This is a genomic window from Aerococcus sp. L_32 (assembly GCF_050689315.1).
The window spans coordinates 1-778 of record NZ_JBOEQF010000876.1 but is presented as its reverse complement, the minus strand read 5'-3'; the positions used below and the strand labels follow the sequence as shown (position 1 = coordinate 778).

The following is a 778-nucleotide window of genomic DNA, read 5'->3' as shown; positions in this document are numbered from 1 at the left end:
TCTAGCGATGGCTCAGCTCGCCAACTTCTTCTACCAATCACCTTGGCAAGACGTGGCCATTTCAGGGATTACAGGTACCAAGGGTAAAACAACCACTGCAGGTTTTGTTAACCAAATTTTGACTCTAGACAGTCAGAAAAAAGGGCAAGCACTACCTGGTTTCGTATCATCTACCTTTAACTATGATGGCCTAGAAAAAACACCATCAACCCTTACTACGCCGGAAGCCATGGATTTATATGAAATGCTAGCAACGATGCGAGACAATGGGGTGAAACGGGCAACTATGGAAGTATCCAGTCAAGCCTTAAAATACCACCGCGTTGATGACGTGAAGATGCAAGTGGTGGCTTTTTTAAATATTTCACCAGACCATATTTCACCAGTTGAACATCCCACTTTTGCTGACTACTTCCAGTCAAAATTACGGATCTTTGACCACGGTAAAGTAGCCGTCATCAATGAAGATACGGACCATTATGAAGAAATTTTAAAAGCAGCACAAGATGCTGAAAATATTGAACGGATTGTGACTGTTTCACGCAAGAACCCGGCGGCTGATTATTTTGCCGATGAATTAGCTTTTAGTGAAACCAAACAGACTTTTGTGGTAAAAAACCAAGGTGAAGCGATTCCGATGGCTTTAAATGTCTTAGGGCACTTTAATATCAACAATGCCTTAGTGGCTGCGGCGATTGCGCGCGAAAACGATGTAGAGTGGGCAACAATTCAAAAGGCTTTAGGCGATGCCAAAACTGATGGCCGGATGGAAATTTAC

1 protein-coding gene is annotated in these 778 nt (G+C 43.1%); it reads left to right on the top strand.

The window, feature by feature from the left end; all coding sequences use genetic code 11:
• Positions 1-778: Mur ligase family protein (locus tag ACRCJ0_RS17055; protein WP_431391346.1), on the top strand; the 778-nt coding region annotated here is incomplete at both ends.